This window comes from Pseudomonadota bacterium (assembly GCA_010028905.1).
Classification (GTDB): Bacteria; Vulcanimicrobiota; Xenobia; order RGZZ01; family RGZZ01; genus RGZZ01.
On record RGZZ01000844.1, the window covers coordinates 1 to 1,290 of the forward strand.

A 1,290-nucleotide genomic window follows, 5' to 3' on the forward strand; every position below is an offset into this window, starting at 1 on the left:
TCCTTTTGGCCAGCCGTGCCGCTCTGCACCAGCGTCACGAGCGGCGCGATGGCGCCAGCCTGCGCGATCAAGACCTCGTTCTCGTCGTTGAACGCGAGGCTCCGCAGCGCACGCGCCGCCTCCGCCCCGGCCGCTGGGTCTTGGGCCGTGAGCAGCGCCACGAGCGGCACGATGCCGCCCGCCCTCGCAATCGCCACCCGCGACTCGTCGTCGCCCATGTCAGCCAGCGCTCCGGCCGCATCCGCGCTGCCGCTGCGCACCTGCTCGACCAGCCGCTGCAGCCGCTCGTCCTTCGAGGGGGCCGGCGCATCTGCGCCCGTGCCCGCGCCCGCACCGCCACCTGATGGCCTCGGGGCTCCGCCGGCGAGCGTCAGCGTCGGCGGCGCCATCTTGCGCACAACCAGTCTGACCTGATGGTCGAGCGCCAAGAGCTTGGCGAGCTGCATGCCCTTGTCCTTCTGATTGGTCACCTGAATGTCCGGGCTGCCGAGCATCGCGTAGATCTGATCCAAGCTCTTGCCCGCCACCAGGGTCTCGAGTTCCGAGGCCGTGACTGAGCTCGCGAGGTGGATGGGCACGATGTCACAGCGCCGCTTCTCGCGCGGAGCGGGCACGAGGCCGTCGACGGTCGCCATCTGCATCGAGATCCACGCTTCGAAGAGCGTCCAGAAGCGGGTCGTGTAGGTCCGGTCGCAAAGAATGAGGACCCTCGAGCCGAGAAAGAGTAGGGAGACGAAGCGCAGGGTACGCCCGAAGACGAGCTCCTCGGCCGGGGTACGCTCCTTCTGTGGCGCGCACGAAAAGTCGACCCAGACGAGTTTGATGGCCGGCTTGCCGCGCACGTACACACACATGGCCGCGAACTGTTTGCCCTCCGTGTCCGGCTCCGCTGGCTGCTCCCAGCGGTGCGAGACGGCAAGCACGTCGTCCGCGTACTCGTGCTTGCACGCGCCCTCGAGAGTGATCTCCTTCTCGACAAACCAGTCGGGCCTCTGGCGCTGCAGGTCCTGGAACCTGGGCAGCACCCGATCATCGCAGCCCCGAAGCTTGTCGGCCTTGATGAACCAGAGAACGATGCGCTCCCCCTCCTCGTCGTCATTGGGGGTCGCTTGCGCCGGCAGAACTCTGACCAGCTCCGCGGCACCAGGCGACGCCGCAGTCCCGCTCAGCGATCTGATCCACCTGACGGCGTGACCCTCGAGCATATGAACACTCTTTGCGACCCGCAGAAGCTCCTCCTGGGACGAACTCTTGAGGTAGTCCAGATCGTCGTACCCAAGCTCTATGAAC

The 1,290-nt window shown here is 66.8% G+C and carries 1 protein-coding gene; it reads right to left on the reverse strand.

What is annotated here, in order from left to right; all coding sequences use genetic code 11:
• The coding region (locus tag EB084_25795) for a hypothetical protein (protein ID NDD31677.1) at positions 1 to 1,290 on the reverse strand (1,290 nt) is incomplete at both ends.